The organism is Bacillus sp. IBL03825, assembly GCF_024712505.1.
Lineage (GTDB): Bacteria > Bacillota > Bacilli > Bacillales > Bacillaceae_G > Bacillus_A > Bacillus_A wiedmannii.
Genome location: NZ_JAMXKE010000003.1, coordinates 276,051 through 302,882 on the forward strand (window position 1 = coordinate 276,051; position 26,832 = coordinate 302,882).

At 33.5% G+C, this 26,832-nt stretch carries 16 protein-coding genes and 13 pseudogenes; 8 read left to right on the forward strand and 21 right to left on the reverse strand.

The annotated features are described in order from the left end of the window. Nucleotides 1–47 precede the first annotated feature (47 nt). The 3 genes and pseudogenes from NHG49_RS30810 to NHG49_RS30820 form a co-directional block, all read right to left on the reverse strand. Nucleotides 48–248, reverse strand: coding sequence for a hypothetical protein (locus NHG49_RS30810; RefSeq protein ID WP_258127189.1), 201 nt, complete (start codon nucleotides 246–248; stop codon nucleotides 48–50). After that, the gene (locus tag NHG49_RS30815; protein WP_258127190.1) at nucleotides 226–555 is read right to left on the reverse strand and encodes a hypothetical protein; all 330 of its coding nucleotides are present in this window, start codon (nucleotides 553–555) and stop codon (nucleotides 226–228) included. The genes NHG49_RS30810 and NHG49_RS30815 overlap by 23 nt, the downstream gene beginning before the upstream one ends. Before the next feature lie 160 nt (nucleotides 556–715). Next, nucleotides 716–1,375, reverse strand: a pseudogene (locus NHG49_RS30820) (IS4 family transposase); the annotation flags it as partial. A 53-nt stretch (nucleotides 1,376–1,428) separates the two neighbouring features. Between NHG49_RS30820 and NHG49_RS31820 the strand changes: the two are divergent. After that, a pseudogene (locus NHG49_RS31820) lies at nucleotides 1,429–1,527 on the forward strand (IS3 family transposase); the annotation flags it as partial. Here the strand turns inward: NHG49_RS31820 and NHG49_RS30825 are convergent. Further along, a pseudogene (locus NHG49_RS30825) lies at nucleotides 1,519–2,545 on the reverse strand (DDE-type integrase/transposase/recombinase); the annotation flags it as partial. The pseudogenes NHG49_RS31820 and NHG49_RS30825 overlap by 9 nt on opposite strands. Before the next feature lie 180 nt (nucleotides 2,546–2,725). After that, nucleotides 2,726–4,489: a collagen-like repeat preface domain-containing protein gene (locus tag NHG49_RS31590; RefSeq protein WP_308665813.1), complete on the reverse strand. Its 1,764-nt coding sequence runs from the start codon at nucleotides 4,487–4,489 to the stop codon at nucleotides 2,726–2,728. A 1,532-nt stretch (nucleotides 4,490–6,021) separates the two neighbouring features. Between NHG49_RS31590 and NHG49_RS30850 the strand changes: the two are divergent. The 3 genes and pseudogenes from NHG49_RS30850 (at nucleotide 6,022) to NHG49_RS30860 (ending at nucleotide 7,902) form a co-directional block, all read left to right on the forward strand. Continuing rightward, nucleotides 6,022–6,235: pseudogene (locus NHG49_RS30850) on the forward strand (hypothetical protein). 88 nt (nucleotides 6,236–6,323) lie between these two features. Continuing rightward, on the forward strand, nucleotides 6,324–6,530 hold the full coding sequence (locus NHG49_RS30855; RefSeq protein WP_258127191.1) for a hypothetical protein: 207 nt from the start codon (nucleotides 6,324–6,326) through the stop codon (nucleotides 6,528–6,530). Between the two features lie 445 nt (nucleotides 6,531–6,975). Next, nucleotides 6,976–7,902 (forward strand): Rpn family recombination-promoting nuclease/putative transposase, encoded by a 927-nt coding sequence (locus tag NHG49_RS30860; RefSeq protein WP_258127192.1) that lies wholly within the window; start codon nucleotides 6,976–6,978, stop codon nucleotides 7,900–7,902. A gap of 227 nt (nucleotides 7,903–8,129) precedes the next feature. Here NHG49_RS30860 and NHG49_RS31825 read toward each other — a convergent pair. The 7 genes and pseudogenes from NHG49_RS31825 to NHG49_RS30895 all read right to left on the reverse strand — a co-directional run. Further along, nucleotides 8,130–8,321, reverse strand: a pseudogene (locus NHG49_RS31825) (IS5/IS1182 family transposase); the annotation flags it as partial. Between the two features lie 196 nt (nucleotides 8,322–8,517). Then, nucleotides 8,518–8,598, reverse strand: a pseudogene (locus NHG49_RS30870) (IS6 family transposase); the annotation flags it as partial. Nucleotides 8,599–8,779: 181 nt separating this feature from the next. Further along, nucleotides 8,780–9,861: pseudogene (tnpB, locus tag NHG49_RS30875) on the reverse strand (IS200/IS605 family element RNA-guided endonuclease TnpB). 283 nt (nucleotides 9,862–10,144) lie between these two features. Beyond that, nucleotides 10,145–11,578: an IS4 family transposase gene (locus NHG49_RS30880; RefSeq protein WP_258127193.1), complete on the reverse strand. Its 1,434-nt coding sequence runs from the start codon at nucleotides 11,576–11,578 to the stop codon at nucleotides 10,145–10,147. 145 nt (nucleotides 11,579–11,723) lie between these two features. Continuing rightward, nucleotides 11,724–12,245, reverse strand: a pseudogene (locus NHG49_RS30885) (GrpB family protein). Between the two features lie 361 nt (nucleotides 12,246–12,606). Further along, nucleotides 12,607–13,752, reverse strand: a complete 1,146-nt coding sequence (locus NHG49_RS30890) for a hypothetical protein (RefSeq protein ID WP_258127194.1) — start codon at nucleotides 13,750–13,752, stop codon at nucleotides 12,607–12,609. A 499-nt stretch (nucleotides 13,753–14,251) separates the two neighbouring features. Next, nucleotides 14,252–14,596 (reverse strand): phosphoglycolate phosphatase, encoded by a 345-nt coding sequence (locus tag NHG49_RS30895; protein WP_258127195.1) that lies wholly within the window; start codon nucleotides 14,594–14,596, stop codon nucleotides 14,252–14,254. A gap of 479 nt (nucleotides 14,597–15,075) precedes the next feature. Between NHG49_RS30895 and NHG49_RS30900 the strand changes: the two genes are divergently transcribed. Beyond that, on the forward strand, nucleotides 15,076–17,016 hold the full coding sequence (locus tag NHG49_RS30900; RefSeq protein ID WP_258127197.1) for an ABC transporter permease: 1,941 nt from the start codon (nucleotides 15,076–15,078) through the stop codon (nucleotides 17,014–17,016). 397 nt (nucleotides 17,017–17,413) lie between these two features. Here the strand turns inward: NHG49_RS30900 and NHG49_RS30905 are convergent, their stop codons facing one another. From NHG49_RS30905 to NHG49_RS30945, 7 genes and pseudogenes are all read right to left on the reverse strand, one after another. Beyond that, nucleotides 17,414–17,572, reverse strand: a complete 159-nt coding sequence (locus tag NHG49_RS30905) for a helix-turn-helix domain-containing protein (protein WP_258127198.1) — start codon at nucleotides 17,570–17,572, stop codon at nucleotides 17,414–17,416. A 381-nt stretch (nucleotides 17,573–17,953) separates the two neighbouring features. After that, entirely contained in the window at nucleotides 17,954–18,358 is a 405-nt protein-coding gene (locus tag NHG49_RS30915) for a DUF6508 domain-containing protein (RefSeq protein WP_258127200.1), read from the reverse strand. Nucleotides 18,359–19,007: 649 nt separating this feature from the next. Further along, a pseudogene (locus NHG49_RS30920) lies at nucleotides 19,008–19,166 on the reverse strand (IS4 family transposase); the annotation flags it as partial. Nucleotides 19,167–19,634: 468 nt separating this feature from the next. Beyond that, nucleotides 19,635–20,570: pseudogene (locus NHG49_RS30925) on the reverse strand (RNA-guided endonuclease TnpB family protein); the annotation flags it as partial. A gap of 23 nt (nucleotides 20,571–20,593) precedes the next feature. Further along, nucleotides 20,594–20,908 (reverse strand): annotated as a pseudogene (tnpA, locus tag NHG49_RS30930) (IS200/IS605 family transposase); the annotation flags it as partial. Between the two features lie 56 nt (nucleotides 20,909–20,964). Further along, nucleotides 20,965–21,195 (reverse strand): hypothetical protein, encoded by a 231-nt coding sequence (locus tag NHG49_RS30935; RefSeq protein WP_258127201.1) that lies wholly within the window; start codon nucleotides 21,193–21,195, stop codon nucleotides 20,965–20,967. Between the two features lie 1,166 nt (nucleotides 21,196–22,361). Beyond that, on the reverse strand, nucleotides 22,362–22,589 hold the full coding sequence (locus NHG49_RS30945; protein ID WP_258127202.1) for a hypothetical protein: 228 nt from the start codon (nucleotides 22,587–22,589) through the stop codon (nucleotides 22,362–22,364). 148 nt (nucleotides 22,590–22,737) lie between these two features. On the opposite strand from NHG49_RS30945, the gene NHG49_RS31595 reads away from it, so the two are divergent. From NHG49_RS31595 to NHG49_RS31830, 3 genes and pseudogenes are all read left to right on the forward strand, one after another. Then, complete coding sequence (locus NHG49_RS31595) at nucleotides 22,738–23,112, forward strand: hypothetical protein (RefSeq protein WP_308665816.1); 375 nt, start codon at nucleotides 22,738–22,740, stop codon at nucleotides 23,110–23,112. Further along, on the forward strand, nucleotides 23,109–23,576 hold the full coding sequence (locus NHG49_RS31600) for a tyrosine-type recombinase/integrase (protein WP_308665818.1): 468 nt from the start codon (nucleotides 23,109–23,111) through the stop codon (nucleotides 23,574–23,576). Before NHG49_RS31595 ends, NHG49_RS31600 begins: the two co-directional genes overlap by 4 nt. 63 nt (nucleotides 23,577–23,639) lie before the next feature. Then, nucleotides 23,640–24,485 (forward strand): annotated as a pseudogene (locus tag NHG49_RS31830) (DUF4158 domain-containing protein); the annotation flags it as partial. Nucleotides 24,486–24,558: 73 nt separating this feature from the next. On the opposite strand, the gene NHG49_RS30965 reads toward NHG49_RS31830, so the two are convergent. After that, on the reverse strand, nucleotides 24,559–25,989 hold the full coding sequence (locus tag NHG49_RS30965; protein WP_258127205.1) for an IS4 family transposase: 1,431 nt from the start codon (nucleotides 25,987–25,989) through the stop codon (nucleotides 24,559–24,561). A 115-nt stretch (nucleotides 25,990–26,104) separates the two neighbouring features. After that, nucleotides 26,105–26,613 (reverse strand): annotated as a pseudogene (locus NHG49_RS30970) (DUF4367 domain-containing protein). Nucleotides 26,614–26,832: the final 219 nt, after the last annotated feature.

A 26,832-nucleotide genomic window follows, 5' to 3' on the forward strand; every position in this document is an offset into this window, starting at 1 on the left:
GTTCACCATCTTTTTTAGTTTCCGGTAGTTTATCATTAAATTTTATATTATAATATAAAATTTAAATCAATGCTGTTTTGTAGCTCTTGCATCAATTCTTGTTTAGAGTCTCCATTTTTCACAATAATCTTTTGGGGACTTAACTGATTCACATGCAGTGGGTTATATCCATCTTTTATTATTTCATAATAGACATGATGTAAACCTGCGTGTTGCTCCTTTTCATTATGAAGTGTAGAGGCTCCCACTGAAAGGTTTATATTTCCTCTTAAAAAAATTGTACTTCCCCATTTCACTTTTAACTGGGACATCATACTTTTTCACATTAGCATACTTATCTATTAGAGTAATCTCTATACTTGAATCACCTACGACATTCGCAAGCCATGAATATGAAAATTTTTTTAATTTCACATCATCACCGCTCTTAATATTAAGAAATCCACTTAAATTATCATTTGTGATTTTAATTTTCTCTTCCAAACTAACTGTTTTTGTTTTTGGAGTTGCATCAATCGTTTGAGGAATTGTTTTAAATTTAACAGATTGACTCATGTGTTTTTCACTAACTAGTAGGGATCTCACCCCATCACTATCAAGCTAAGCTCATACAACGTCAATTATAGTAGAGGTTGTTTCTTTTTTCTAAAGGCTATGCGTAGGGAATTTAAAGATTCGCATACGAAATAAACTCTAACGGGTTTCCTTTTTTGAATTAAGCCGCTTGATTATCAGATATAGTACAATTGTAAACGACACCTAATATATCAAAGACTGTCTTTTTCTCATATCGATGGGATTTCCATCCGTTTTTCTGTAAGAAGTCAAACAGGCGAAGGGAAATTTTTGAGACGTCTTGGGTGTCTTTTTGTATAGCTTCATATACTAAGTACAGATGATCTTGAATCATATAAATTGCTTTATATTCACTTAATTCTTTTTGTTTTTTCTGTAGTAGCAGCTGTCGCATTTTGAACATAGTGGAAGAACAAAGAAAAATAGCGATTAACTGTCCATAAAGATGACATTCTAGACGCTCTCGCTTATTATTGTGACAATGATTGATACCAAACAGAGATTTCCATGTTTTAAATACAATCTCTATTTGCCAACGTAGTGAGTAGAGATTATGAACCTGTTCCATCGGAACAATTTCCCATGGTATGTTGGTAATATAAACGTTGATTTCTGTTAATCGTTTACTTTCTTCAGAGTATGTAACTCCTTTTTTCTTTTCAACATAGGTTTGCTGTTTCCTACGTTTATGAGTTTGAATCGATGTCAGTCTGTATATTACAACTCGTGAGGGTAATTTTTATTGTCTAATATAGGCATTACAAATTTCATAAGTATCTCCTGGTTTTATCTGATCCAGATATAAATGGTAGCCATGGTTACCGAAGAATTTGTATATGACTCACAAAGTATTATGGTTTACAAGTAAATCACAAAAGAGTATATCGTTTAATGAGAAAAATGGGGATACAAGCTAAGATTCGAAAGAAAAAGTGGAGGCATTTTGACTAGCTTTTGATAGGTAGGACTTGTGTAGTGGGCCCCTTGATCTGAATGAATATATGCACCTTCAGTCAATCGAATCCTCTGATTCCTTTTTAGTTTATGAAGGGTTGTCGTTACGATGTCTAACGTCAGCTGTTCTGAAACATGGTAAGCTAAAATTTCATTGGTTGAGCCATCTAAAATTGTAGACAAATAGCCCCTTTTATTCTTACCATAAACTAAATAAGTGATATCTGTAAGAGGTGTTTTTCCTGGGGGGGGTGTTTAAATTCCCGATTTAATCGATTTGGTACTACTCGATGTTCTTTTGTGGCTTTCAGCATTCTTTTATAAGAATTCGCTTTGCGAACCGGGCAGACAATCTTATATTTTTTCATGATTCTATGGATACGCTTTAAATTGTAGACAACTTGAAACTGACCCGCCAATGTCATCAATCGCTCTTTTGTTTCTGTTGTTCTTGAGATGAAATTGAAAAAAATTAAAGTATCCCCAACGGGATACACTAGCTACTTTACACAAATGACTGACCATATTCCTTAAACTGTATTTTATGATGACAGGACGAATCAAGATGAATTTCTGACTAGGTGGTAACGTTATCTCCTTCTCATCCTCCCCTCCATAAGTTTGGTTTTTTTTAATAATTCATTTTCCACCTTTAGTAAGTTTCGTTCGGCTTCTAAACGGGCGTACTTCCCTTCTAACGTAAGCTCTCTCTCAAGAGTTCTTCTAGCATTTTCGGTTCGTGTATCCCGCAAACCAAATACACCATTTTTCTATAAGCAGCCCGCCATCTACTTCCTGATGACATAACTCGTTTCATTCCAATCATATCTATATCAAAGCCACATTCTTCAAAAATATTTCGAAGTAGCTTTCCTTTTTCGTTTTCCTCAATAAAAACACACCTAAATTCCTCTGTATAAGTGATACCTTTCTGACCTACAGATTTTACGTATGGGTTACTCGATAAAATTTGAATTTCTCTTTCTGTAAATAGCTGTTTGATCATTTTGAACATTCTCCGATCCCAATTCCCCTCTTATTATACCAGAAATATCCTATAGAATAGACTTTTTTTAAGTGTCTATTCTATAGGGTACATTTTATTTCGAACCATCTCTTCTCTTATTACCAACAAATTCGTATTCTAGATGCTATCCCATGTCTGAAATTGCATATTTTTAGTTATAAATTCACATTAAAATATTCTAAAAATACTTAAATTCGCTAATCTTCTGCTACCTCCATCCGATCCCGATGCAGCTATTAGAGTTCTATCAGCACCGCTAAGATTTACTAATTGGATTATAGTTCCAGCTGTTAAAGGTAATATGATAGTGGTAGATATTGGGCCTCCTGTTGTTGGAAGAGAAGCTGAGATTGCGTAACCAATAGATGGAACTCCATTCAAATTAATACCAAATGCTGTATCGCCACCTGTCGTGATTGCTCCTACATTTACAGTAAAACTAAGAACGTAAGTTCCGGTGCTACCAATGGTAAATGCTGTATTATCATTTATAGTAATATTAGTAATTGCACTATCACTTTCAAAAGTTACTGGATCAAATGGTGCAACAGTCATTGTTGTAGTTGTTGAGGAGTCTCTAAATAATGAGGCAACAGCAAAATTAGGTCCTGTAGGTCCAGGAGTACCGTCTAATCCCGTAGGTCCTGTAGGTCCAGGAGTACCGTCTAATCCCGTAGGTCCTGTAGGTCCAGGAGTACCGTCTAATCCCGTAGCCCCTGTAGGTCCAGGAGTACCGTCTAATCCCGTAGGTCCTGTAGGTCCAGGAGTACCGTCTAATCCCGTAGCCCCTGTAGGTCCAGGAGTACCGTCTAATCCCGTAGCCCCTGTAGGTCCAGGAGTACCGTCTAATCCCGTAGCCCCTGTAGGTCCAGGAGTACCGTCTAATCCCGTAGCCCCTGTAGGTCCAGGAGTACCGTCTAATCCCGTAGGTCCTGTAGGTCCAGGAGTACCGTCTAATCCCGTAGGTCCTGTAGGTCCAGGAGTACCGTCTAATCCCGTAGGTCCTGTAGGTCCAGGAGTACCGTCTAATCCCGTAGCCCCTGTAGGTCCAGGAGTACCGTCTAATCCCGTAGGTCCTGTAGGTCCAGGAGTACCGTCTAATCCCGTAGGTCCTGTAGGTCCAGGAGTACCGTCTAATCCCGTAGCCCCTGTAGGTCCAGGAATGCCGTCTAATCCCGTAGCCCCTGTAGGTCCAGGAATACCATCTAATCCCGTAGGTCCAGGAGTACCGTCTAATCCTGTAGCTCCTGTAGGTCCTGTGGACCCTGTACCTGCTATCAAAGTATAATCAGGTGATGATCCAGGAGTACCATCTGGACTCGGGACATTTACAATATAAGTGCTTCCATCAATTGTAACTACTTGACCTGCTGGATACCCTGGTGCATCCGCTGGATTAAATGGTACAACTCCAGATAAACCAACCCCCGTAGCCCCTGTAGCCCCTGTAGGTCCTATAGGTCCTGTAGCTCCTGTTGAACCAGGAGTTTCGATAATTAATTGGATTAATAAATTTAAAAGAAGTTGTAAAGTGCTAGGATCCATTTTTAAACAGAATAAATAAGAACCTAATGCGTTGTAAAATGGAGGTAATAATGACAGTAATTGCGCTGTATTTGAGGTAGGCGATTGTAAGACAGTGATAATACTTTGAATGAATTGTTTGACGTAGTTCCCTTCAGGAGAAGGGATTAAGGAGTTGAATAAGTCTAATAATTGAGTAAATACATTGAGTAATGCTAATCGATTTTCATCTGACGGATCAGATACATAAGCTGGTATTAGAGTCTTTAAACTTGTGAGTACTGTAATCAATTGGGAAAGTTGTTGTTGGGAAATAGGAATTGTTTGACAACAACTGCCACAACCATTCGAACTAGGTGATGGTGAGAACGGATTAAACCGCTGATTACAAGGATCATTGCAATCCATATATATAATCTCTCCTTATAGAAAATATTTTCTCATGAAAAATAAAGGAATAGTATAGAGAATGCTTCGAATAAAAATGCTACTGGTTTAATCAAAGTGATTTTATTACACCTCTAAAATAAAATTATATTTCACCTTTATTTATTCATGAATTTATACTACTTTACTATTCTATAAAATAATCTTAAGTTTGCTTGTAAAAACACATATTTTACTAATAAATAGGCATTTTTTACGAAAAATATAAAATTTAATTTTTATATTTTAACGAATTCTTCTTCCTCAAGCGTGCGCAGGGCAATAGTCCAACGGTAGATGGGGGATGATTTTCGGTTTGGCGTAGCCAAAAGACTTTGCTTTTTATTTTGTCTCTGCCTTCGTATAAATAGCAACAAAATAACCTTTGGGGTAAGGGAGTTAGCTCGGCTGTCTTAGGACGAATTCGTAAGCCATCAAAAGTAACCACTAACCGAGAAGCCCCCACTTCAAGTAGCCCGTAAGAGCTACTAAGTGGGGGAAGTTCACTATCTGTTATATAATACAGAGGTCCTAGTACTCTTAAGATATAGTAATTCCTATTTTTGGTAATAAGATGTTTTTTTGCCCTTCAGTTTATATTATCTAGAAAAGAACTTGTAATTTTTTTTACAAGTTCTTTTTGTTTTCCTACAAAAATGAAAGTAAACTATTAGCTATTAGTTTACTTTCAATTCTTCTGAGTCATTGATTAAAAAAACATAAGCAAAAAATAAGTATCTCAATAATATCGATATATTCATCTGAAAAAAGTATGAATTAACTATTAATAGCTCCAGACTACATTTCTTTACAAAAAATTCATCATTAACGTAATACTCCCTACACTCAAACCAAGGAATTGATCTAATGAAATTAAAGCAAGAAAAACCCAATGTATAATAAATCCCACACCAAATACTGATATAAGTAGAAAACTTAAATATCTTAACCTTCCATATATGACTCTCATACCCACACGTCTTGTAGCTTCATAAATTCAGTACACCATGTCATGGAAGTAAGCAATTAAATCACTTAAACCACATAGCACATATATAGCTAATTACATTTGCAAATCCTTCTTTTTAACTTTTTAAATCTCTTCCAAAATATAAGAAATGTATATGGGTTTTCTTATTACCTCACAATAAAACTATTCAATTTCTTTTTATGAAAGGGGAAAATTCAAATGTATACGGTATTGAAAGGTTCTCTTCCACCTGCATTATTAAGCTATATAGTGCTGTAGAAGAAAAAGATTTTAAATTTTTAGCCCCTATTAGGGAATGTCTTACTCCCATTAAGTGTAACTAGGTTTTATTTGTATAATGAGATACGTGTGTTTCCAATTCAGAGAAAATGATGTTGTAGATTCGCTTGTAATCGAATTTTAATGAGTCATCATTTTGTATTGAATGAGATTATCTTTGTTATTCGGTATTTTAGATAGCTTAAATAGATTTTTAGGGGGAAAGGGGTGTGAGAATCATTTTTTTAAGGTTCTCGCATATATTTTGCTAAGTTTAGGAATTTGTACATTTATTTTGGCAGGAATAGACGCCATTGGAAAGAAACAAATGATAAGCGCTGAATTTATTATTGGCCATGTCTTACTTTTTCTCGTAGTCTGCTTTATTTATGCATGTTGTGGGAAACACAAGATATTTTCCTGCAAGCCTTTTTGATATTGTAATTATCCGATTAAGAAAAATCCGCTATATATCATAGAGACGTACCTATCTTCAAGAACTACAGGAGCAAGCGATAAATAAAAATGATCTGTGAATGAACTCAGGGGAAAGGGAGTGAAGAAACCATGATACATCGATATAAATTAGAATTTTCAGTGATGTATGGTGGCAAGATAACAGGCTCACAATCTACGATTATTCCAGCACGTTTTTTAGGGGAAGCAAATGAGAAACTACAATTAAAAGTAAAGCGGCGGTTAGGGAAGTGTAGTATAAAAATTAATACCACAAGTTTATATGTGTCAGAGAATAGCCGATATATCATTGAATAAGATAATAAAAAAAGTTCCCTTTCTAGGGGGATTTTTTCTATCAATCCCACATAATAGGAGTGTATGGTGATTAATCTTTTTTATTATACCGTAAGAATAGAAATGTTGCATTTTTTATATGTAATGTTAATAGTAATTCAAAAGAATGAAGTAGACAATCCTTCATTTGGTTAATAAATGAAGAAAAATGGTGCTTTATCTTTTGAAATGAATCGTGTTGTATGAATTTGTATATGGGTTTTCTTTCTAGTATTTTGTATACAAAATGTGAGTTTTTCTTAACGTAGGCAATTTTTCAATCTCTATGAAAGCCAACTAATTTGTTAATTATGTATGGTGTAAAACAAGCTCTTATGTCAATGTACATAAGAGCTTGTTTGCATGTTTACCACCTTTTTATGTAAAATGAAAGAAAAACATCATATGAGATGGGGAGGTGAAACTCATGCCCAATCAACAATTAGTTAATTTACGTATTGATTTTGCTTTTAAACAATTATTTGGTACAACTGGAAATGAAGATATTCTCATTGCCTTTTTAAATGCAATGTTACAAGATTCATTAGAATCACCAATTGTTTCCTTACAATTAGAAGACCCACACTTGCATCGAGAACACGAGGAAGATAAATTATCGATTTTAGATATTTCAGCCACATTAGATACAGGAACAAAAGTAAATGTAGAAATCCAACTCAATAATAATCATGACATGATTAAAAGAAGTTTGTATTACTGGGGAAGGTTATACACTTCTCAATTACAAAAAGGGATGCCTTATAGCTTACTTCATAAAACAATCACGATTAATTTATTAAACTTTGTGATGTTTCCTGAATATGAAGCATTTCATACAACAGGAATCCTATGGAATCAGCAACAACAAAAAGTATTAAGCGATGACATAGAAGTCCACATTGTAGAAATTCCTAAATTAATGCAACAGTGGCGTAATGAACAAGTAAATCCGTGGAAGGATTCCTTTGTACGTTGGTTATTATTACTACCAGCGAACGAAGATGAACGACTTACTCAAACATTGGAGGACATTGCCATGAATCAAGACCCAATTTTACAAAAAGCAATGAGTAAATGGGAGCGTATGAGCCAAGATTCTTCTTTCCGTCAAGCATATGAAGCAAGAGAAAAAGCTTTAATGGATGAGGCTGCGAAGTTTGCGCACGCTCGTAATGAGGGGAAAAAGGAAGGGATTCGAGAAGGGATTCAAGAAGGGATTCAAGAAGGGGTTCAACAAGGGAAAATACAGATAATCAAAGGTATGCATGAACTTGGTGTGCCACTTGAAACAATTGCTAAAGCAAGCAAGTTAAGTGTTGATGAGGTTGAACGTATTCTAGAAGAAAATAGTTAGCAAATAATAAAAGAATTCAATTTGACTTTTGTTCTTTTTAAATTTTATTGAGTGAAAACAAAAAAATCATAGAAAATAGCCCTTCATATTTTTACAGACTGCTGTGAGCTATGCTTCCATTTTGACATACTTAAGCCCTCGAAATCGAGCATATGAATCGCCATGTAGTTCTTTGGGCACATATTTTAAAATCCCATCGGACAAGCAAATACATTTGTTTTTTTCTATTTAAATTTATTTTTCGGAATTTCTTGATTTCATTTTCCAAATCGGCGATACCCCATCACCATAAATATATTCTGTTCTGATAGTTTCTTACAGATATAACCTGTAAAATAGCCTGCATCAAGAGCTACAGCTTTAACTTTGAATCTGAATTTATCAATTTGAGCTTGTAGTCGTGCTAAATACGGATCGGAAGCGAGTTCTCCCAAAAGAGAAGGTGTTAAATGTTGGCGGAGTTTTTTCGCAAAAAGTTTGAATTCATCTTGGATTAAAAGATTCATAAAAAAACGTTATTCTTCTATCTAGCTTGTTTAGAAAGAATAACGTTTTTTACACTTGAGGGAGTAAAGATTCTTAAGTGGGTGGGGGTATGTATGGTGATCCCTGCTAACTTAAAGAAAAACGATAGTAGTAGCTGACGGCTACCAAAATATTATCTTTTTTGAAGTGTTTCCTTTTAAAATATTTCATCTGTGATTCTCCTTATTCTTTTGTCTAGAGTGTGCTCTCATTTAAAAAACTTTGCAACAGAATCATCAGACGGATTGGAAAGAGCAAATGGAAACAAATCGTTTGATTGAACTACCCCCACTTTCACTTCGTTTAGAAGAGGGGGATTCCTAAGTAAAGAGTTCTATCGAACTCTAATTTATTAGGCTAGCTCCACAGTCCTTGCGGTTAGAAGCCTTATCGCTTCATTCTTTAGATTGATACTTGCGTTAATATCCCTATCATGGTGTGTAAGGCAAGAATGGCAGTCCCATTTACGTAGGTTTAGATTATTAACGTCTTTGTTTTGATATCCACAACAAGAACATAATTGGCTGGAAGCAAATGTTTTCGATACGACAATGACTCGTTTGCCGTACCATTTTGCTTTATATTCCAACATGGTTCGAAACTGTGACCATGATACCTCACTAATTGCTTTTGCTAACCTATGATTCTTTAACATATTCGATACTTGCAAATCCTCTATACCGATAACATCGTGGTTTTTAATGATTTCAGTCGAGATTTTATCCAAGTAATCTTTTCTAGCGTTTGTCATGTATTCATGAATTCTAGCTACCTGTACTCGCTGTTTATTCCAGCGAGAAGAACCTTTCATTCTTCTCGAAAGAACACGCTGCGCTTTCGCTAACTTCTCTTCTAACGATCGAAAAAACTCCGGATTTTTATAGGTTGTTCCATCTGACAAAATGGCGAATTCTTTTAGTCCCACATCCATTCCAATGTAGGAATGTGTTTTCGGAAGTTCTTGCACTTCTGTTTCAACTAATAATGACACAAAGTATCTGCCAGAAGGGTTCCGTCTAACCGTAGCATTTAAAATACGCCCCTTTACTTCGCGACTTTTGGCAAATCGAACAAGACCTAGTTTCGGCAACTTTATTTTGTTTCCTACAACAGCAATATTTTCATTTGTTTGTTTTGTGGTATAAGATTGTGCGTTGTTCTTCTTAGATTTAAAGCGCGGGGCACGGTTTTGTTTTTTTGAAAAAGCGTGTATAAGCATCCGCAAGGTTGCGAACAGACGACTGAATAGCAATGCTATCCACTTCTTTTAGCCAAACAAACTCTTTCTTCATGGAAGGGAGTTTGGCAGAGCATGTACCATAGAGATAGGAAATGATTGAATACAAAACGAGAACAACCAATCGTTTTATTGATTAAGCTCACTTGTGCTTTATTTGGATAGATACGAAATTTATATGCTTTATTGATCATCATTCCTTTCACCTCCATTTCGATATGTTTCTATTATACAACAAACATACATTCGATAGGTAGCAAAGTACCACTTTATGTATGTCGAACAATTAAGATGGCATCCCGCCATCCCTTGTCCGAAGCCAATTCATCTCCCACCTACTCACTTCGCGTTCCTTGAGGAAGAAGTCTTCTTGGCTAAAATGATAAATTGTGTATGTTGACATATATACTTGATATTTTGTTTATTTGTTTTTAAAAATACGCATACCAAATAAACCTTGATCAGGTATATTTTTAAAGATTATGCAGTTTTCTGCTTTAGATTGGATGTAGTGTACTGATAAATGACGCCTAAAATATCAAAGACTGTCTTTTTCTCATATCGATGGGATTTCCGCCCGTTTTTCTGTAAGAGGTCAAAAAGGCGAAGGAAAATCTTTGATACTTCTTGGGTGTCTTTTTGTATAGATTCATATACTAGGTACAAGTGGTCTTGAATCATATAAATTGCTTTATATTCACTTAATTCTTTTTGTCTTTTCTGTAGTAAAAGCTGTCGCATTTTGAACATAGTGGAAGAACAAAGAAAAATAGCTATTAACTTTCCATAAAGATGACATTCTAGACGCTCTCGCTTAATCTTGTGACAATGATTGATACCAAATAGAGATTTCCATGTTTTAAATACAATCTCTATTTGCCAACGTAGAGAGTAAATCTCATGGACATGTTCCATCGGAACCTTTTCCCATGGTATGTTGGTAATATAAACATTGATTTCTGTTAAACGTTTACTTTTTTCAGAGTATGTAACTCCTTTTTTCTTTTCAACATAAGTCTGCTGTTTCCTACGTTTATGAATTTGAGTTAGTGTGAGTCTGTATATTACAACTCGTGAAGGTAATTTTTGTTGTCCAATATAGGCATTCTGAATTTCATAAGTATCTCCTGGTGCTATCTGATGCATAATATCTTCAAGGTTAAGTAAAACATATAAAGATTGCTTTTTTACTGTCCCATCCCGAAAAAATTCTGGAGATTCATTTTTTACATACACTCTATTATTTAATTTCAACCGTGAAACATAGAATACCCCTCGTTGATCCATCTGGTCTAAATCTTTTAGAGAAAAGTATCCTAAATCTCGAATACATAAGTCTCCTGGGCGTAAGGTATCCAAACAATCTGTACCAAAGGTTTTATCATTATTTTTACCCGGTTCGATTTGAAAATTGAGGAATTTCCCACTATGTAAATCATACTCTAGCTGAATCTTAATACCGGCTGTTTGTGCACATCCTCCTGAACCAGGATAAATAGGGGCCAAATGATTGGGTACTTGAAAAATAGTAGCATCTAAAATACGTATACGTTGAAAATAAGAGGTGTATTGGTTTGTGATTTGAGACGAATCGTTTAGTTTGCTTTTGATTAAAAGGGAAAATACACGCTGTAGAAATAAAACAGCGCATCTGTTAAAACGTTGATTAAGTCCTTCTGGACTTATAAGTGTGGCTGTATTTGCATAAAGCTGACTACATAATCGAGTAAGAGAATCGCTTGCTACCTGTTGACTAATCCAGATACATAAAGCAGCCAAATCTCGTGCACCATACTTACTTTTACGTTTTACAAAACCTGTCTCTAGTGCAAGTTGTTGAAGAATATGAGGAGATAAATATCGCTGTAGTTCTTCAGCGAACAAATGAAACTCATCCTGAATCGATAGATTCATACAAAAACGCCATCCTTTCTGTATATTTCTACAAAAAGAATAACGTCTTTTTTACTTAATGGATAGTGTAAAACTTTATCTTTATGGTGATGCGACGGTACCTCATATAGTCGTTTGATAACTTTATATATTTACATGATTTTCGTTAGCGGAAGTTAATTTCATTTTTAGCTTTCTGAATAATATCTGTTATAAATGGCGCTTTTTCATTTGTGTATGCGACTCTATCATGATGATGTTTTTCAGCTAATTTTTGTTTTAATTGATAATACTGTTGGAGTGTATCAGGATGGTTTTTTAGATAATCTCTAAATAAGATATTACTGTTCCATTCTTCACTCCCTAGTTCATAAACGTGCAAATGATGTGTTCCCGCTCTCCATCATCCCTTTCTAAAAAACCTTCTGTTTGGAAACTCTTTATGAAATACATATTCATATGCAATCTTTTTTAAAGGTTCAATAAACTCATCTACTTCTTTTAAATTATGAACTCCAATCATAATATCTAATATTGGTTTAGCTCCTAATCCTTCAACAGATGTACTTCCAATATGTTCAATTGTAATAGCTTTATCTCCCATTGTACCTTTTATAAGCCTTTGTTCTTCTTTAAATTGTAGTGCCCAATTCGGTGTATACTCCTCAATAACAACTGGTCTTTCCATATTCCTAATCCCCCTTATGTATTTTACGCTTGAACATAATATCAAATTTAGATGAGCAAAGCTACTTCAAATCAATAGAATTTTCGTTATGGGGGGATTTTGATTCTTTAGCTTGATGGGCATGGTCACCATATTATTTCGGTAAAATTGTACGTATAGACACAATTTGTACGCATTTAAGCTATGGATTAGAAGGAATTGTGTTGGGAAGTACAAAATAAATAAGAAAAGTGAAATTTTCATCAATATAGATTCTTCATATATCTATAAACTAAAAAAGAATCCCCTTCAGTTAGCTTTCCAAAGGAAATTCTTTTTCATATTACATTTCTTTACTGCCCTACAGAGCTACTTATTCCAACTAATTTTCTCCTTGTTCTAAAAGTATCTCAAAATCGTTGTTCTCTTTAATTTCGTTTATTCTGCTTTCATTTATATAAGGATCATTTATTTTAAAGTATGCATTTAAAATTTCATATTGTGTTTTTCCTCGTTTAGTTGAACTATCCTCAATAGCTTCTTTCCATGGAATATTTGCTTTATCCATAATTAATTCAAGAGCTGAGCCAGTTTCATACCGAATATCCCTTTCTAAGAAACTTGGAGACTCCGCTTGTCCATTAGCAATAAAATTGAATGCTTCCATAAAAGTAACATGATAAGGATTCTCTTTTTTTGCTAGTATCGTAAGGGTTCCACCAGTTAATTTGCTATAACGATATTCTAAGTATCGTGCAGAACCTTCCATCGCTTCTGCCTTTGTTTCACCAACTAGTTGTGGCCATTTTTTATAGCGGTAATTACGTACAATAGTCCAATCATTTAAAATTCGTTTTAATGTTTCTGGATTATTATCTATCATCGCTCTATCTAATAGCTTAAATTCCAATCCCATTAACGCATAATTTTCTTTATTTACAGGATAATCATCAATATATTCTCCGCCATTTGCATCATATGCCCAATCTTTTTGTTTATAAGCATGAAAAGATTCATGTAATAAGAAGGAAGGGAAATCAAAATATAAATCTGGATTACTAAACATTTTAGGATAATATTTCAAATAAAAGATCTGATTATTTGAAATATCTACTGTCCCAAAATTTGAAGGAAACCATGTAGAAAGCGTTCTAAGATCAAAACGACTTAAACGATATACCTTAGGTAAATGTAAGGATTTAGGGACTTGTATCTCCTTTGCAAATACACTGTCTTCGATTTGTTTCACATTTAAAGCATAAGCTTCTTTACGTATCATTCCTCCATCTTTATTAGTACGTATTAGAATTAACGGTTTTTTTTCAAAATGATACTTGCCATTCCAAAGCTTATCACTAGATTCTTCAAAGTTTTTATATATAGTTGATAATTCTTGCAACATTCGTTGATCAGTTTCATTCAACGATTCAAACTTCGTATGATAATTCTTATTGAAGATGATGGCTACTAAAATAATCAATACAAATGTTATGAATAAACCCGCAAACATTTTTAAAAATTTTTTCATGCTACTCTCCTTTATGAATATACATTAATTAACTGTTTTAATGGATGAAATTTTAATTATTATCGTTAATATATATGGAAATATAATAGTACCTTTAGTGATACCCTAAATGTATATAGTAATTCAAAAAACAGTTATGTTGCAATTTTATTTTGTAAGATTATCAGACTATTAGGGATGCAGTTGTCACATGGAAAATAGTCAAGATTATTTTCAAAGCATTATTTCGTTAAAAAACATTAGAGGATATAAGTTCCTTATATTATTTTTTCTTATCACATCCATTAAATTAGTTCTTTACCATGTCCTTGATGAAATTACCTATGTGGAACAGAACAGCAGTACTAAGGGTTTCTTATTTAATGATAGAATACATATTTTTTCTTGAACGCACAAAAAACACATTATCTTTTCTTCAAGCGAAAGAATTGAAATGTGTTTTTATGCAAAGAATACCTTTTTCATTCATAAGCATAGGAATGTAAGGTAAGATTTACTGTTAGTTTTTAGATGTAATTTCAACTTGATAATTTTCAGAAGAATTTACAGTAGCAGCAATTTTCTTCTGTTCATTGCCAGTGACATGTCCCTCTAAATATATTTCAGGTGTTGCATACTCTCCTGAAAAACTAATATCATTAATTACAACATCCACATTTTTTTCTTTTTTAAAGTGTTCAATAGTCGCTAGTTTAGCTGTTTCCTTGGTTTTTGGCCAAGCTTCTTTACTGAATTCATCTGGTGTACCGTAATCCATAATGGCATATACCCATGCAGCCATAACTAATAACATAGCACTCCCAAATACAAATAAGGATTTTGACAATTTTGTTTTCATTGACATTCATCTCTCCATTTTATTCTATTGTTTTTGTATGAACACTTTGTATTCTAGAGTATGCTAAAAGTTTTTACTATTTCATTAGGTGACAATAGCATTACATTTTTGTAAGGTTCTTTAAAAAAGATAGTTTATCTATGCCTCAATCTATGTGAAATATATTTTTGTGAAAAGCTAAGCAAATATTTTAACCTGCTGCAAAAATCCAAACAATTAACTACAGTATCCCTCAAATTCAATAATATTTAATATTTTACTTCTCTAAAATTTTAAATATTATTTTTATAAACTCTTTGTATATATAGAAGATAGTAGTCAAATTTAAAAACTGTTCTTATTTGAACAGTTTTTTTCGAAATAGAAGCTTACAAAAATGTAAGGTTTATGTAAGCTATACAGATAGTAGACGAATACCTCCCATGCTATTCTATAAGAATAGCATTCATAGATAGTAAGAGTAAGTAATTAGGGGGTAAGAGATTTTGACATTGTATCAAATCGCTTTACGAAATGTGGCACGAAATATAAAAGAATATACACTGTATTTTCTTTCTATGGTTTGCAGCATGGTCATGTATTTCATTTTTGTAACGCTACAATATAGTAATCAAATGGAGCAAGAAGCAGATATATCAAAATTTGTAAGCGGAGCTTTTCAGCTATCCAGCGTATTGTTATTGCTATTTGTTTCAATCTTTATTATGTATTCAAATCAATTCTTTATAAGAAAACGGAAAAAAGAAGCAGGTTTGTATTCTTTGTTAGGTGTATCCAAACAAAAAATTGGGAAAATGTTATTTTTTGAGAATTTACTAATAGGAACTGTTGCCTTAGGTATGAGTATTTTAATTGGAAGTATACTTTCACCTATCGTTCTTAAAGGATTAGTATTAACAATTGATTTAGATATTCCAACCAATTTTTCAATTTCAATAAAAAGTATATTTCATACATGTTTGGTATTCTTTTTCTTGACTCTCTATACTTCCATACGTGGATATCGTTTTATGTATCAATTGAAACTAATTGAATTAATACAATCAGACAAAAAAGGGGAGATTGTCCCAAGTGGTTCTAAAAATAAAGCATTATTAGCTATTTTCTTAATCGGATCGGGTTATTTTCTTGCCATCACAATTCGAAATGGATTCGCTACAATTTTCCCTCCATTAATAGTCGCTTTTTATATATTATTTGCTACTGTATTCGGTACGTATCTATTTTTTTCTTTCGCCATGGTTTTTCTATTACAAAAAGCTAAGAATAGCAAAAATAAATATTACAAGGGCGTCAATCTTATTACGATGTCACAGCTTTTTTACCGCATACAAGGTCATGCGAAATCATTAGCTACAATTGCAATTTTAAGCGCAGTAACAATAACAGCCATTGGAACTACAATTTCTTTTTATTATAATGCAGCTACTTCTTCACAGAAAGAACGACCGTATAGTTACTCTTATGTGGTACCTAAAGATAAAAAGATTGATGATGAAATTCAGCAAACGTTTGTCTCTAAAAGACAAACGAATCCTATTATAGATCAAGTTCGAATTAACTTAATCTCCGTACAAGGGGATTTTTCAAGTGTATCGGTAACATTACCATCAAAGTTTCACATAATGTCTCAAACAGATTTTAATCAAAATTCTTTAATGAAAAAAGAACCAAAAACAGAAAAGCTGTCGCTACAACCTAACGAAGCAGTGATAGTAGACCCTTATTTTTCGAATTATAAAGGTGGACAAGTTACATTTTCTTCAAAACAAAATTCCTATACATTGTCCATTATACATTCGTATTCAGATAAAATATCTAATTTGGACCAAGTGATGGATTTAGTAGTAGTAGTTCCAGATTCTATTTATACAGATCTAAAATTTACTGCAGACATACAACAGATAGCAAATATAAATGTGAAAAATCAAAAACGTAGTGCAGAGCTGACAACCCAACTACAAAGTATTTTTAATCCATCTGAACAAGAGACATTCCAAGATTACTACACAAATTTTAAGTCAAATATGACAATTACAGGTACTTTGATGTTTATAGGTATTTTTTTAGGAGTTATATTTTTATTAGCTACAGGATCTATGATTTATTTTAAGCAAATAGCAGAAGCTTATCAGGATCAACAAACATATATGATGTTACGTAAAATTGGAATGACTAAGAAAGAAATAAAAAAAGGTATCCAAAAACAAATCGGTATTGTTTTTCTTACACCACTATTATTTGGGATTTTGCATAGTCTATTTGCACTCCAAGGATTTTCATATCTGTTTACATCCTTTTTACCGTCAGGTATTTTGATACCTGTAGGCGTTAGTATCTTGATATACTGTATTATCTATGTAGGGTACTATTATTTTACGGTGCACTCGTATTATCAGGTAGTATGCGAAAACAGTAAAAAATAAGAGTTACAGTTCTTATCCGAAAAATATCAAGAAAAGGACATTGACGTTGTATGTTAATGTCCTTTTCTTGATATTTTAAATTTTTATTCTAACTCTTCCACCACTTTATATTGAAAAAAGAGACTAATACAAATCACAAGGAATATCGTGACAGACTTAATCAATTCTTGAAATAACCTGTGTTGTTTCATTCGTACCAGCTTCTTTAGTTTTGGAGTTTCCATATAACCGTTTTTAATGTGAACTGTTCTCTTTTTGTTATTCGTTGTGTAACTACGGTAGTTATCTTTTTTGCTTTTAAATTTGGGGAATTCAGCGGATTTATTACGAAAAAAGTTAGCATATATTTTGTTCAAGTTCATTTGGGCATTGGCTAACAAAGGACTATCGACTTCTTTTAGAAACGTAAATTCAGTCTTATACTATGCATAGGTAAGGTGTTTGATAGGTTTATCTTGTGATTCTTGAAAAAGTTTAATCCTTTCAGCATCCTGTTGTATACAAACCGAACACACGCGAAAGTTTTTGGATAGATACGATATTTGTATGCTTTCAATATTTCCTAGACCTCACTCAATACATTGCTTCTGTATTTCTCGACGAATACACGGTGATAATTTAATATGAACAATGAATGATTATTACTATCTAATTTAATTTTTATAACAACCTTTATAACTTATAAGAATAATTATATCAAAATATACGAAAAATAAAATGAAGTGCTTTTAGGCTATGCAAACCGGAATTCATCTCCCACCAACCGTTGGGGTATCCCCTTGCACACAATTAAGGAAGTAAATTCCATTTAGCTAGTTCGTCATAAATAAAAATTTATTCAGAGGGCTACTCCTTATGAATTGTTCAAAAATCTAACTTAATTTAGGACCACAGTTATTCATGCCCTCAAAAATGGAGTTACACAAGAATAATTGTGCTATCCCTTATTTGCAAAATCCTTTAAGCGGAATAAAATTTTAACAATTTGTCTTCGATCAATCATATTAGCTAGATGTCCTTCACACCATTCTTCCCTACAAATATGATATGTTAATAATTTTCGGAGTGTCTCGAAACTAGCATTCGTTATCAAGTTTGGATATTTGATATATTTAGCGAATTGGCTTTTATTAGATATTCTTACAAAATCAACATTTAATAAAAACTTATGTTCTTTTAAATCTTTTTGAAATTGTAAAACTTCATTAGAGTAATGGAATGAACTTAAACCATTACTAGCAATATATGTTTTGTAAAATATATTACTAGAATCTTCAAAGTAATTTTTATATAGTAAAATTCTATTTATTGTAATTCGGTCTATATTAATGAATTTTTCCACCTATTCTCTCTCCTATTGTCCTAATTATATATGTCTTAAATCACGAGATATTGAGTATTTTCTCTTCCATGTATTAATATCAGAAATGGATAATGTTGGTTAATATGAAAATTTAGAAATACATACATTTGAATTGTATAAAATCATAGAAATGAAGATAATTACTACTATAAAGTATGCATATCTAAATTCTATTTAAATAATAGACTCCTATCTTAAACACTGTTGTAGCTGATATGAATTTAGTTTAATTAAAATATGTACTGTGCGCAAATTAGGAATAATCTTGGTCAAAAAAGAAATAATGACTATGTATATTTGTAATTAAGATTGTTATTTAGAAAAAACATATTCATTTCGGTTTTATAGAATAGTATTCTATACTCATAATATAAATATCCCCCGAAACAATTCATAAAAATAAAACAATATTTATCTTTTTTCGTCAGGGGACTCCTTTTTAAAATAGTAAAACATCAATTTTAGGCGGGCTTTTTTCTGTTTAAAAGTCCCAGTTAGGGGGGGCTGTGTACATGCCCATCAACTTAAGAGCGGAAACAAAATGAACTTTTGTTCAAACAAACTAAAAAACTATTTAAGCTTAAAAATGAGCATGCCAAATATATCTAGTTAGGTATCATTTTAAAAGTTATGCAGCTTTCTTTTGTTTTCCGAACCTATTATACTCATAGACAACACCCATAATATCAAAGACTGTCTTCTTCTCATATCTGTGAGAATTCCTACCATTTTTCTGTGGTAGGGTAAACAGGCGAATCAGAATCTTCGTTATTGCTTGGGTGTTTTTTGTGCGAAAAATAAGATTACTTTTAAAATTTTTTTAATTTATGTACGTTTGTTATTATTTATGATGTATTTACTTTCGTTATTTTACGAAATCCCTAGAAAGTATCCGAAAAAAGTTCTAACAAAGTTGTTAGAACTTTTCATTTATCTATTAATATATATATAAGAAATTTTTAGGAGTCTTTTCCATATGATGAACCATCCTCTATTACAAAAGTCAATAAAAATAAAAAATTAGGTACATGATTAATAATTGAGAGACACATGGTGGGTACATAAATGTTAGCATTTTGTACTTATTGTTTTTTCTAGGCTTTGGTGGAAGCAAGAGCTTCTATGCACTACTAGCTAATGTATTAAGGAGTGATGTGAACTACCCGCCACTTCACGTCCTAACGGACTGTTTGAAGTGGGGGCTTCTTAGTTAGTCGTTACTTTTGATAGCTAACGAATTTGTCCCAAGACAGCCGAGCGAAATGCCTTGTTCGCGTAGTTTATAAGCTAAAAAAGAAGTGAACATACCCCAACTATTGTCAGCGACACTTTTTCCAAAATGAAGTGATTGCGACATTCCTTTCATGCTTAGATCCTTAATAGCTACAACATCAAAATGAGTAGCTAACTTTTTAGACTCATGATGAAGGGAATTCTTACGTTGGTTAACTACTTTCTCCTGTAATTTCGCTACACGAATACGTTGTTTGTTCCAACGTTCTGAATTTTTAGTACGTTTTGATAATACTCGTTGTGCCTTTGCTAATTGGTCTAACATGTTACGATAAAACTTAGGATAATTGGCTTTCTCATCCTCAGAACTAACGTATAATCCCTCCATTGCAAAGTCTAGTCCAACAATTGTTTCTACTTCTTTTTGTACAATCTTTTTTACGTATTCAGTCAAGATGGACACATAGTATTTACCAGTAGGTGTCATAGGAATCGTACATGACTTGATCATATGGTCTTGTGGTATTGCTCGATGCTGTTTAATACGTACCATTTTCAATTTTGGCAACTTGATATGACCATTAAGCAACATAATATTTCCGTTTACTACATTCGTTGTATATGATTTTCTATCTTTTTTGCTTTTGAATGTAGGAAAGTCATTTTGACCACTAAAAAAATTCTTATAGGCAGTTTGCAAGTTTAGTTGAGCATTTGCCAAAGCTAATGAATCAACTTCTTTTAACCACTCAAATTCTGCTTTGTATTTCGCAAGAGTTGGTAGCTTTTGTTCCTTTAGTTTTTCCTTATCATCTTTGTATTTTTCGTACGCTTCTTTACGTTCAGCGAACATTCTGTTATACACGAAACGTACACAACCAAAGGGTTTACGCATAAGATATGCCTGTTCTTCAGTTGGATACAAGCGGAATTTATAGGCTTTATTATGCTTTGTCATATCATTTCACCTCACATTTCACCTTAATTTTCAATATATTTCTTTACCACGTCTATGGGTGAACCACCAGTAGTTAATAAGCAAAAACCTCTTGACCAAAACAGTTCTTTCCAAAGTTTCTTTTTTACTTGTGGAAAATCTCATTTAATGAGTCGAGAACTTGCACTCTTATAAGCATTGATGAATTTTGCCATTTCTGTATTCGGATGTGCCTTGAACAAAATATGAACATGGTCTACATCATGATTCCACTCATCTAATGTGATGTTATAGTTTTCAGAAAATCGCACAAACATGTCTTTTGCATAGTCTGACCTATCATTAACAAACACATTTCTTAACGTATCCTATGATTGGAGCAGTTAGCTTTGCTAGCTGCTCTTTTAACTTGCACCTAACCATGGATGCAGCAGTTATACAACTTTTCATCAATATGCTCTGTACGCTCATCATACTTAGCATTTTTTTCGCAAACTTTATGCACTTCTAGGACATTACTTCTTGCTGTAAAAATATCGTCTGAGCTTGTCAGGTAAATATAGAAGTGTCCTAATCCCACATTACGTACCATCGCTTTTCCTTTGCAATCTTGCTTCAATTTATTTCTTAGTGTTTCAATATACATTTATCACACCACTTTTCTACAAAATGAAAGTTTTGTTTTATTTCATTCATACTTGAAAATGACAAGCATATATTATAATACAATTGGAAATCCCTAAGATTCCCTTCTTAGGACATCTTTCTTAGAGCACATTGGCACATGTGCCCTGTTAACTTCACATGTATATTTATTTTCAAATGAAGTTTTTCAAAAAAATTTTTCTCAACACCGAATACGTGGAAATTCAACCTCTTTTCTGGTAATGTACTGGTAATACCCTATGTTTTTATCGTCTTTTAAATGATTTCTACTAAAAAGCTTTTTTGTTTAAATATGTTCACCTTTCACATGAGGCATGCATAGAATAAATGTACAAGACATAGTTTTTAATGGAACGTATACAAAGAGCACTTGTATACGTTTTTTTATTAATGAAAGTTTTTTACCAAATAGCTTTTTTGTTCGTATTTTTAATTTTTTTCGAATAAATTAATATTAAATCTTTGGACTGCAAGACCTTCTCTGGACTGTATTCTTTGAATCCCTTGTACATAGAGCCTATTAGTTGTAACAGGCTCTTTTATTTTCCTTATAATCTAAAACCTTCTTAACCCAATAACAATTCCGTGCACTTTTTTGTTGCTTTTTTAAAAAATTCATATGTTATATTTAGTACGTCCTTTAAAAAACAGATAGATTTATTATGTAAAAAGTCCTAGCCCCTTCTAGGACTTTTTACATTCGTGCGTGATAGGTACGGCTTTGATATCATCTCCACCTTTTCCCCCACCCAACACCGTACGTGCGACTTTCATCGCATACAGCGTCCCATCTTATCCTTTTGTACTAAAGTATCTAGATTACAAACTTTACGAAGTTCGTTTATTTGCTTCAATTGTTTATCATTCAATTGAAGCAATCTCATATATTTTCTAATCATCTCTTCCTTTTATGTATCTTCTTGTTATTTATAGATGTCACCACGCTTGCCAATTGGTTGTATGTATATTACTTTCTCGTCATAGTTTATTTCAAATAAAACCCGAAAGGTTCGCACCCTAAGTCGATAAAATTCCGTATAACCTTTCATCTCCCCTTCAGCAGGGATTTCCAGAAGCCCCTTTAATCCCTCAGCAATTCACTTTTGTACGGACTTCTCCTGCTTTGAAATAAACTTTAAAGCAGATTTATGGTAAATCAACTTGTAGTCTGAACTCACGTTTTACTCCCTCACCTGATACATATCCTTCTTCAATGTTTAATTGCTCCAGTTTTTGTTTAGATAAGAGCTCATCATCTGGTTCTGCACGATCAATCTTTTCCCAGTCTACAGGTTTTCGCTTGGAACGTTGAACAAAGAATTCTAAAAAATCAAATGCTACTTTTTCATCTTGGTGACCAAGACAATCAATCAATATAACTCTTATCTACAAACAGCCATATGCTACACCTACCCTCGGTATTTTTAATGTCCGCTAATCTAAGTGATCAATCAAGATTATTTCAACACAAGGAACATCTTTTATCTCAAATTTTATTTCTAGCTTATCTCTTGAAGGAAATTTGCATACAAAAACACTTACAGAATATAAAAGTGATCTTGAAGATTTTATATTCTGGTTTGAACATGTATGGGGAAATATCTCGGAAGAAACTTTCTTCCGGACAACTGAAATTACTGCTCGGACATTTGCAAGGTACCGAGAACACATTCAAATTCCCAAATCTCTAAATCCGGCCACAATTAATAGAAGAATAAACTCTATTAAGTGCTATTTTAACTGGGAGAAGGAGCAAGGAGTTATTCAAACGAATTATTCCAAGTCGATTAAATTTGTTCCAACAGTAAAGACGAGCCCAAAGCAAATGACGGTTAAAGAAAACGCTTCACTAATAATTCTGTTGAAAAATACGGAACACTTCGTGACAAAACCATGATTATTTTTATGCTTCATACAGGCCTTCGCTCCAAGGAAATTTGTGATGTCCAACTAGAAGATATTTTTATAAGAAAGCGTGGTAGCCATGTCATTGTTCGTTCTGGAAAACAAAATAAACAACGGGAAGTTCCCTTGAATAATACCGTTCGTTTAGCATTAGAAGAGTATATGGGACCAAACTATGTGCAGCAAGACTATTTGTTCCTTTCTACTAAAACAGGACAACGGCTACAAGAAAGAGCTGTTCGTCATATTCTTAAAAAATATATGAATTTTGCTAAACTGGAAGGATTCAGTGCACATGATCTACGCCATCGTTTTCATTATGTAATGACAGAACGTACACCATTACATCGTCTTGCACAAATTATGGGACGTGATAACTTAAATACTACGATGATTTATGTAAGAGCTAAGCAAGCTGATTTACGGGGAGAAGTAGAGAAAATCGCTTGGACTTAATACTAAATAGAATCTTACTAATTTTTTGATGCAGACTACTAAATGTAACAGGGGAAATGGATTATGCCTGTAGATTTTTTAACGCCTGAACAAGAAGCCTCAGACGGTTGTTTTAGTAATACCCCAACATCAAGAGCAATTAGCGAAATATTTTTAGCTAGACGATAAAGACAGAGAACTTACTTGGAACCGCCGAGGTGATCATAACCAACTCGGATTCGCTGTGCAATTAGGAACCGTTAGGTTCCTAGGTACATTTTTATCTAATCCTACAGATGTTTCACAAACGGTCATCGCATATATGGCAGACCAACTAAACCTAGATGTACAACGTTTTTCATCTTACACGAGTAATCGGCGTCAATGGGACCATATGAACGAAATACGTTTTACTTATGAGTATAGAGATTTTACAGATCAGTCTGGACATTGGCGCTTAATTAGGTGGTTATATGCGCGCATGGTTGTATAACGAGCGCCCAAGAATATTATTTGATTTAGCTACGGCAAGATGTATAGAGCAAAAGATTCTATTGCCGGGAGTATCTGTATTAACAAATTTAGTAGCAAATATTTGGAATCGTGCGTCAGAACAGCTTTGAAGGAAACATGCTGGCCTTTCCGGTAAGGAGCAGCGCAAAAAGCTAGATAACCTTCTTCAGTCGGATCCGAAAACAAAGAAAACTCATTTAGAGCATTTGAGCAATGCACTGGGATACATCTAGAATTCCTGTTAAAAGGATGCAACAACTCGCCCAGCATGCATCACAAGCAATTGCTAGAATGAATGATGAACGTCGTATAGCTATGTTAGTCGCATTCACTAAATTCTATACACAAAATGCTCAAGATGACGTTTTTGATATTATGAATCGCTATTTGACAGATTTATTTGCTAAAACCTATAGGGGTCTCACCACATCGCTATCAAGCTAAGCTTATACAAAGTCAATTTTAGGCGAGATTGTTTCATTTTTTTGAATTAAGCCGCTTGATTATCAGACATGGTACAATTGTAAACGACACCTAATATATCAAAGACTGTTTTCTTCTCATATCGATGAGATTTTCGCCCGTTTTGCTGTAGGAGATTGAACAGGCGAAGTAACACCCTTGATAGCTCTTGGGTGTTTTTTTGTATAGTTTGGAATAGAAGAAAAAAATAGTCTTTAATCATATATATGGCTTTATACTCACTAAGCTCTCGTTTTTTCTTCATGAGGAGCAATTGGCGCATCTGAAACATGATAGAAGAACAGAGTAGAATGGCAATCAACTGACCATATAAATGGCACTCCAATCTTTCTGGTTTTATCTTTTTACAATGATGGATTTGAAAGAATGACTTCCACGTTTTAAATAAAATTTCGATTTGCCAACGCAAAGAATACCAGTCATGTACCTGTCCCATCGGGACAATGTCTGTAGGGGTGTTTGTCATATATACATTGATACCACTGAGTCGTTTACTACGAGGAGAATACTTCATTCCTTTCTTTTTTTCTCTTACAGCTTGATCTTGTAATCGTTTTTGTTGCTGTTGTTTTGTTAATCGATGAAAAATTACACGAGCTGGCACTTTATCAATCATACCTACATAAGCATCAGCTATTTCACATGTTTGTCCTGGTTGAAGAGAGTTCATTACCGTCTCCATATCTATCTGTATATACTCTGTACCTTTCTTGATTCTTCCATCTTGAAAATAATCAGGGTTAGGATTTTTTTGATATATACGTGTATTCGACTTGATACGAGAGATATAGTAGGCCTCTTTATCTTGTATATATTGAAGGTCTTTTAAATGAAAATAACCTAAATCTCGGATACATAAATCATTCGCTGTCACAGTTGGTGCACACAGAGAGCCGTAAGTGCGATCATGTTGTTTACCTGGACCTGTATGAATATGTAGGAACTGTCCACTTAACAAATCATACTCAAGTTGAATTTTTATCCCAGCTGTATGGCTGCATCCTCCTGCACCTGGATAAACCGATGAAAATACATCCGGGAGTTGAAATGCCGTTGAATCTAAAATACGAATACGCTTGAAAACAGAAGTGTATGGAGAAGAAATTGGTATAGATGTGGCCAATTTTTTGCTTAGTAGTTCGGCTAGTAGGTGTTGTAAAAGTTGGACGGCCGCCTTATTAAACCGTTGATTCAGTCCCTCAGGACTGATGAGTACTTCTGTTGATGCTTCTAAACAGCTAGATAACTGAGTTAAAGAAGTCATAGTTACATTTTGGCTCACCCATACACATAAAGCTACTAAATCTTTTGCTTGGTATTTACTGGTTCGTTGTACAAAACCAACATCTCTAGCAAGATCCCGCAAGGTATTTGGAGATAAAAAACTTTGAATCTCTTGAGCAAATAGTTGTAATTCGTCAGACACAGAAACAGACATAAAAAACGCCATCCTTTCCTATAATTCTACAGAAAGGATAACGCCTTTTTTGCTTTATGGATAGTGCAAAACCTTAGCTTTATAGCGATGTAATGCTACCCTATATACACCTTTTTTATATTTTCTTCATTGATTTAGCGATTGTAATTAATTCTTCTTTAGAAATTCGTGAACTAAACAATGTAATTATTGTTCCGTCTTGTACCCAAGTTAATTGACCACCCTTAACATCTTTAATTCTTTTTGTCGGTATTAAGGGATGAAATACACCATCTATATTTTTTACTTTTACCCTTTTCTTATGATTACCAGATTGAATATCATTTCTTTTGCTGTTTTTTCAATAACCGCAACTTTTAATTTGGTACCAGTTCTATCTAGAAAGTGTATTTGTACTTTTCCCATATTTTCATGTACATGCTTTGGATATTTTAATTCAACTTTCCAGTCTTTTGCAATCTCAGTAGGAATGAAACAATTAAAAGATGTTTTCCCTTTTAATTGTTTCACAGAAAAAGTTTTATTACTCATTTCAGTACTTTCAGCGTAAATACTAGTAACAGAATTACTACATATTGCAAATAAAAAAAGTGATATAATCACTTTTAAAAAAATATTTTTCATGTGTTTTCTCCTAATTGAATAATTTTTACTAGTAGTATTAAGTTTCCTTGGAATTTTTACTCTTTTTTAAAGAAAGGGGTTCAGCCGTGATATACACGTTATCTTGACTAAGAAAATACACGTATCTCGGTCGAACCCCCTTATAGCGTGATTGGGTTCCATTGCTACACAAACCCCATGCTCATCAACTTAAGAAAAATAAACGCCCTAAAACGAAAA

What these genes read in the sequence shown, in the direction of transcription:
- NHG49_RS30815 (WP_258127190.1), bottom strand. Translation starts at nt 555, where the DNA reads ATGAGTCAATCTGTTAAATTTAAAACAATTCCTCAAACGATTGATGCA.
- NHG49_RS31590 (WP_308665813.1), bottom strand. Translation starts at nt 4,489, where the DNA reads ATGGATTGCAATGATCCTTGTAATCAGCGGTTTAATCCGTTCTCACCA.
- NHG49_RS30855 (WP_258127191.1), top strand. Translation starts at nt 6,324, where the DNA reads ATGATACATCGATATAAATTAGAATTTTCAGTGATGTATGGTGGCAAG.
- NHG49_RS30860 (WP_258127192.1), top strand. Translation starts at nt 6,976, where the DNA reads ATGCCCAATCAACAATTAGTTAATTTACGTATTGATTTTGCTTTTAAA.
- NHG49_RS30880 (WP_258127193.1), bottom strand. Translation starts at nt 11,578, where the DNA reads ATGAATCTATCGATTCAGGATGAGTTTCATTTGTTCGCTGAAGAACTA.
- NHG49_RS30890 (WP_258127194.1), bottom strand. Translation starts at nt 13,752, where the DNA reads ATGAAAAAATTTTTAAAAATGTTTGCGGGTTTATTCATAACATTTGTA.
- NHG49_RS30895 (WP_258127195.1), bottom strand. Translation starts at nt 14,596, where the DNA reads ATGTCAATGAAAACAAAATTGTCAAAATCCTTATTTGTATTTGGGAGT.
- NHG49_RS30935 (WP_258127201.1), bottom strand. Translation starts at nt 21,195, where the DNA reads ATGTATATTGAAACACTAAGAAATAAATTGAAGCAAGATTGCAAAGGA.
- NHG49_RS31600 (WP_308665818.1), top strand. Translation starts at nt 23,109, where the DNA reads ATGATTATTTTTATGCTTCATACAGGCCTTCGCTCCAAGGAAATTTGT.
- NHG49_RS30965 (WP_258127205.1), bottom strand. Translation starts at nt 25,989, where the DNA reads ATGTCTGTTTCTGTGTCTGACGAATTACAACTATTTGCTCAAGAGATT.